The following is a 6,000-nucleotide window of genomic DNA, read 5'->3' as shown; positions in this document are numbered from 1 at the left end:
CGATCCGGCGCTCCAGCTTGGTGCGCGCCGGACGGCGCGTCGCCGCGGCGCGGCGCCGCGCGGGGGCGCGACGCGGGCGCGGCGGCCGGGGAGGGTCGAGCGGCGCCTGCCCGGCGGCGAGCGTGCCCGCCAGCTCGGCCAGCCGCGTCCCGGCCCCGGCCAGTTCCATCAGCGCGCGCCGCTCGGCCTGCGCGTCGAGCTCGGCGAGCACGCAGGCGAACAGCGCTTCGACCTCGGCCATCTGCGCGCCCAACCGCAGCAGTGCCCGATCGCCTGTCTTCCCTACCTCGCCCACCCCTCCATGGTGGTCGAAACGGGCACCGGATCGCATCCGGGTTTCCCCGGCCCGAAGCGCCCAAGCAGAAGGGCGTGCGTGGTCAGCCGGCCGCCTCGCGGCGCGGTGTTCCGATCCGTTCGGCGCGCAGGGCCGAGCGGCGGACCTTCCCCGCGTCGTCGCGCAGCGGCACGTCGACGAACTCCACGCTCCGCGGCCGCTTCATCCGTTCCAGCCGCTCCCCCGCCCAGCGGTCCAGCTCGTCCCGCAGCGCGTCGCCGGCGCGGCCGTCCCGCGCCTGGACGATCGCGTGCACGGCCTGCCCGAGGTCGTCGTCGGGCAGCCCGACGACCGCGCACGACAGCACGTCCGGGTGCTCCTCCAGGGCCGCCTCGACCTCGGCCGGATACACGTTCTCCCCGCCGACCAGGATCATGTCGGTGCGGCGGTCGGCCAGGTAGAGGAACCCGTCGGCGTCGAGGCTGCCGAGGTCGCCCAGCGACTCCCACTCCCCGAGCGACCGCGCCTCGGCTCCGATGTAGCGGTAGGTCGCCGGGACGCCCTCGTCCCGCCGCATGTAGACCTCGCCGACCTCGCCCGGCGGCAGCCGCCGCCCGTCCGGGCCGAGCACGGCGATCTCGCCGTAGGCGGGGCGTCCCACCGAGCCGGGCCTGTCCAGCCACTCGGTGCCCGCGATCACGGTGGTGGCGATGCTCTCGGTGCCGCCGTACAGCTCCCAGATCCGCTCGGGTCCGAGCCAGTCGATCCAGGCGTGCTTGAGCCAGGGCGGGCAGGGCGCGGCCAGATGCCACACGGTGCGCAGGGACGACAGGTCGTGGGCGGCGCGCCGCTCCTCCGGCAGGCGCCAGATCCGGTTCATCATCGTGGGGACGAGGTAGAGCCAGGTGGCGCGGTGCCGTTCCACCTCGCGCAGCGTCGCGGCGGCGTCGAACCTGGGGAGGAGCACCAGGTGCCCGCCCTCCAGGAATCCCGCGAACGCCGAGGCGAACGGGCCGTTGTGGAACATCGGGCCGGGCATGAGGAGGGTGTCGTCGGCGCCGCAGCGCCAGAACCGCGTGGCCCGGTCCTCCACCACGCCGGGGGTGCCGGACACGATCAGCTTGGGACGCCCGGTGCTGCCGCCCGAGGTCGGCGCCTTCCAGGAGGGCGACACCCGGTCGGGCAGCGGGCCGTCGCCGTGGCCGCCCGCCTCGAGTTCCTCCGGCAGGACGGCGCGGCGCCCGGGAACCGCCACCGGCCCCACGACCACCGGCGGGTCGGCCAGGTCCACGACGCCGGCCAGCTCCGCCTCCGGGAGCCGCCACGACACCGGTTGCGGAACCGCGCCCAGTTTCCAGACCGCCACGCACACCAGGACGAAGCCGACGCCGTTGGGGAGGGCGATGGTGACGAACCGCCCCTGGTCCACGCCCGCGTCCGCGAGGGCCCGGGCCATCCGGTTGGTGCGCCGGTCCAGATCCGCCCAGGTGACGGTGTCGTCCCCGCAGGTCACCGCGGGCGCGTCCGGCCTGGTCGCGGCCAGGTCGCGCACCCTCCGGCCGATCGGCACCGCCGTGACGTCCGTGGCTGTGGTCATCCGCGCCTCCTCAAGATCACCCTTGCCGCCAGGGTAGGAGCGGCCGGCGATCGCGGCATCGGGCGCGGCGCCCAACGCGCGGGCCCGCCCGTTGTGGCCGGACGACAGCCCGCCCGGTCAGGCTCCGCCCATGCCCAGAGTGCGGGCCAGCCGGGGCGCCCACGTGCGGGCCTCCCCTGGGACGCGGACCGCCTCGTCGGCGTCCAGGTCCAGGACGAGGTCGGGGTGGTCGTGCAGGACGACCCACACGCCCTCCGGGAGGTCCAGCCCGGCCGCGGCGCGGTCGCGGACGAGCCCGGCCAGCATCCGGGCCAGCGTCCGGTCGGCGCGTTCCCTCAGCGTCGCCACGGCGGTCAGCGGAACACCGGCGAGCGCGCACTTCAGCACGGCCCGGCGGAAGGAGTCCTGGTCGAGGTGGCGCCCCCCGTAGGGCCCCACGGCGGCCTCCAGCAGCACGGGGTCGTCGCCGCGGAGCGCGTCGTGCACCAGGGCGAGCGCGGCGGACTCGGCCGGCAGCCGGTCGAGCAGCCGGGGCAAGGCTTTCAGGACGGCGCGCCGCTCGTCCACGCCGCCGTCGTGGTAGAGGTCGCCGAGCAGGTCGAGGACGGGACCGGTGGTGGCGTCGAGCAGCAGCGCGCGGCAGGCGTCGTCGAGGCGCCGGCCGCCGGCGTCCAGGGCGCGGCGGCGGCCGCAGTGGCGCCCGACGGCCGGGAAGAGGAGGATGACGGAACGGGGGTCGGCCGCGGCGCGGGCGCGGGCCTTCTCGAGCCACGCCAGATCGGCGGGCGGCAGGACGTCGCGTACCAGGGAGAGCGGATCGGGCGCGGTCATGGGGGCTCCTGGGCATGAAGTGCGGAGTCGGCGCACGCTAAGGCCCAGAAAACCCGCCAAACTAGGTATTTCCTGACAAGAATCCTCGCGGGGATCGCGCACCATCGCGACTACCGCCCTTCCCCCGTCCCGACTCGCGGCCGGTCCGGCACGGACTGGCGATCCCCTTCCGGACCGGCGTTAATCACATTCGCGCCATTGCGATGGAGCCGCTCGCGGTGGGACGGTACAGCGCGCACCGACTTCGGACGATCCGATTCACCGCTTTCGGCATTGACGCAATGCGGTTCGGCTTTTGCGGTCCCCTAATCTGTGTCGCGAATCGCGGCCGCTGGACACCGGCCGGACGGCGGAACGGACGAGAGGACGGGCGGACCGATGAGCGAGCCGACCATGGCGGGCAGGCCGGCCAAGCCGGCGGCCGACGAGCTGGGCGTCGACCTGCGGACCCTCGACTGGCGGCGCGCGGCGGGCGGCGCGGGCGGCGCGGGCGCCGTCGAGGTGGCCTTCACCGGGCCGTGGGTGCTGCTGCGGACCGAGGGGGACGGCGGTCACGTCTCGGTCTTCGACCACCACGAGTGGGACTGCTTCGTCCAGGGAGCCAAGGCCGGCGAGTTCGACCGCGCCGCCACCTAACCGGGAGGACACCCCCTTCAATCTGTGATTCACAAAATCGGAAGGGTGATGAAGGGTTATGCTGGCGGGGAAAGCCGCAGGTCGAGCGAGGGAGCCGCGGTGAGCGAGGCCTACGGCTCCACCGTCGCCAAGTGGCGGCTCTCCCGGCGCCTGAAGGCCCTGCGGGACGAGGCGGGCCTCACCGCCAACCAGGTCTGCGACCGGCTGAACTGGGGCCGCGGCAAGGTCGGCAGGTTCGAGGCCAACAACTGGGTGCGGCCCGAGCTCAGCGACATCCGCGACCTGGCCCGCGTCTACGGGCAGGCCGGCGGCGACCTGGCGGAGCTGGAGCGGCTGGCCGCCCTCGCCCGCCGGCGCGCGTGGTGGCGCGACCACCCCGACGTCTTCCCCAACGAGTTCCCCGGCTTCGAGGCCGACGCGTCCGCCATCCGGGTCCTCACCCCCCTGGTCGTGCCGGGCCTGCTGCAGACGCCCGCCTACACGCGGGCGCTGTTCGCCTCCGGCTCCAAGGGCGCCGAGTGGCGGGAACGGGCGCTCAAGGCGCGGCTGCGGCGCCAGCGCGTCCTCGACCGCGACGACGGCACCGCGCCCGAGCTGCTCGCGCTGGTCACCGAGGCGTCCCTGCTCTACCGCTGGGGCGAGCGGTCCGACCGGCGGGAGCAGATCGCCCACCTCGCCGCGATGGGCCGGCGGCCCAACGTCGAGATCAGGCTGCTGCGCTTCGCCGACGGGCTGCACCCCGGCATGTCGACCCTGGTCAACCTCTTCCGCTTCGACGACGACCCCTCGATGGCCTTCCTGGAGAACGACGTCGCGATCCAGGACAGCATCGACCCCGAGATCGTGGAGGCCTATGAGCAGAACCTCGAACGGGTCCGCAAGGCGGCGCTCGATCCAGCCGGCACCACCGAGCACCTCGACCGGTTGACGCACACCCTCGACTGAGCGCCCGTTCCCGACCGTCGGGCACGACGGTCCGACCCAGACCTTCCGAACACCAGGTTTCGTGCAGGACGTTTCGCGCGGGACGTTTCACGCGCGGCGCCCGAGCATGACTCCGAGCATGACGTCCGAGAAGACCCCGCGAGCGAGACCCCGAGTGGTCGGAGCCGGAGTAGACATGGACCTGTCTCAGGCCGAATGGTTCAAGGCGACGGCGAGCGCCTCCAGCAACGGAGGCTGCGTGGAGGTCGCCGATCTGGGCGACGCCACCGCGTTGCGCGACAGCACCAGGCCGGACGCCGGCGTGCACGTGGTCGACCGTGCCGCGTTCACCGCGTTCCTGGCCGACGTGCGCGCGGGCCGCTACGACCTGTAGCGCCGCGTCCCCGCGAAGGCGGATCCCCCAGGGCTGCACCCCTGGGGGATCTTCGCGCCTGCCACCCGTCTCAGGGTGCGACCACCCTACCCGCCCGGTACGGCCGCCCTTTTCCGGCCGCGACGGGATCTGTCGTCGATGATGAGGTCCACCCTGTTTTTAACCGTTATGAGAGTGTCGACGAACGTCTCGCCTTTCAAGCCGTGAAGTTTTCTTCAGTTCGCGGGACGGCCACGCCGAATGTGCGACCATAACTGTGAATCACAGATAGCGACTCGCGAACGTGGACGCTCATATCCCGACGGGGGAGGCGAGCATGACGGAGGCGGAATCGGGGTTCCGGCCCTCCCTGTGCGTGGACCGAGGCGGCTGCGCGGCCATGCGGCTGCCTCCGGACGAGACCATCGCGCACGCGGCGCGCACCGGCACCGGCGAGACGCTGGAGGGGTTCGGCGGCCTGTCCGCCGACACCATCGACAGCGCCACCCTGATGGTCAGCGAGCTGGCCACCAACGCCCTGCGGCACGGCGTCCCGCGCTCGCCCGACGGCACCCCCTCCCCGGCCCGGCCGGTGGAGCTGTGGATCTACGCGCGCCACGGAGCCCACGGGGGCCACGACCGGGACCGTTCCGAGCTGGTCGTCAAGGTCTTCGACGGCTCCCCGGAGTGGCACGGCGCCGCCGCCGCGGGGCCGGACGCCCCGGCGCAGGCCGCTCCCGCGCCGGACTCCCCGGCATCCGCCGTCCCGGCTCAGGCCGACCCGGCGCACACCGCCCCGGCACCGGACGGCGACGACGTCGCCGGCCTTTCCGGAGAGCTCGCCGAGCACGGCCGCGGGCTGCTCATCGTCGACGCGCTGAGCCAGGGCCGCTGGGGTCACCACCTGACCCGTTCGCGGCTGGTCGACCCGGCGGTGCCCGGCAAGGCGACCTGGTTCGGCCTGCCGATCCCGGCGCTGTGCCCGCCCGTGCACACCGGTGCGGCGCGCGCCGCCGAGGACCTGCACGCGCTGCTCGTCCAGCGCGGCATCCGCCGTCTCATCCGGCGGAACGAGCGCGGGCTGTCGGTGCTGTCGGTGGAGCGGGACCTCACCGTGTGGTGCGAGGGAGGATCGTTCCACTGGCGGGTGCCCGGCGGAGGCTTCGCCAGGGTGCCGCGCTCCGACCTCACCGAGGCCTGCGAGCAGATCGTCCAGCTCTACGAGATCCTGTCCCGCGAACGCGCGGGGAGTCTCGACCGCACCGGTTAGGCGCGCGCCCCGGGCCCCTTCCCGCCGTTCGGCGGAGGATTTCCGCCGCGTGGCGCTGTCGGCATACCCTCGCGGGGGCGAGCATGGCATGGATC

7 protein-coding genes are annotated in these 6,000 nt (G+C 73.8%); 4 read left to right on the top strand and 3 right to left on the bottom strand.

The features are described 5' to 3' along the window. The 3 genes from ACFPZN_RS50720 to ACFPZN_RS50710 form a co-directional block, all read right to left on the bottom strand. The coding region (locus tag ACFPZN_RS50720; protein ID WP_378291507.1) for a hypothetical protein at positions 1-295 on the bottom strand (295 nt) is incomplete at its 3' end. An 82-nt stretch (positions 296-377) separates the two neighbouring features. After that, a complete protein-coding gene (locus ACFPZN_RS50715) occupies positions 378-1,871 on the bottom strand; it encodes an AMP-binding protein (RefSeq protein WP_378291505.1) in 1,494 nt (497 codons plus the stop codon). A gap of 117 nt (positions 1,872-1,988) precedes the next feature. After that, positions 1,989-2,702 carry an EboA domain-containing protein gene (locus ACFPZN_RS50710; RefSeq protein WP_378291503.1) on the bottom strand — a complete coding sequence of 238 codons (714 nt, stop codon included), beginning with the start codon at positions 2,700-2,702 and terminating at the stop codon, positions 1,989-1,991. Positions 2,703-3,080: 378 nt separating this feature from the next. On the opposite strand from ACFPZN_RS50710, the gene ACFPZN_RS50705 reads away from it, so the two are divergent. The 4 genes from ACFPZN_RS50705 (at position 3,081) to ACFPZN_RS50690 (ending at position 5,905) form a co-directional block, all read left to right on the top strand. Continuing rightward, positions 3,081-3,338: a DUF397 domain-containing protein gene (locus ACFPZN_RS50705; RefSeq protein ID WP_378291501.1), complete on the top strand. Its 258-nt coding sequence runs from the start codon at positions 3,081-3,083 to the stop codon at positions 3,336-3,338. A 99-nt stretch (positions 3,339-3,437) separates the two neighbouring features. After that, positions 3,438-4,283, top strand: a complete 846-nt coding sequence (locus ACFPZN_RS50700; RefSeq protein ID WP_378291499.1) for a helix-turn-helix domain-containing protein — start codon at positions 3,438-3,440, stop codon at positions 4,281-4,283. Between the two features lie 175 nt (positions 4,284-4,458). Then, positions 4,459-4,656, top strand: a complete 198-nt coding sequence (locus ACFPZN_RS50695; protein WP_378291497.1) for a DUF397 domain-containing protein — start codon at positions 4,459-4,461, stop codon at positions 4,654-4,656. Between the two features lie 316 nt (positions 4,657-4,972). Next, positions 4,973-5,905, top strand: coding sequence for an ATP-binding protein (locus tag ACFPZN_RS50690; RefSeq protein WP_378291495.1), 933 nt, complete (start codon positions 4,973-4,975; stop codon positions 5,903-5,905). The last annotated feature ends 95 nt before the right edge of the window (positions 5,906-6,000 follow it).

Source organism: Actinomadura rugatobispora (assembly GCF_042656285.1).
GTDB classification, from domain to species: Bacteria; Actinomycetota; Actinomycetes; order Streptosporangiales; family Streptosporangiaceae; genus Spirillospora; species Spirillospora rugatobispora.
Note: the sequence above shows the minus strand (reverse complement) of the source record. Positions and strands in the feature narration are given on the sequence as shown.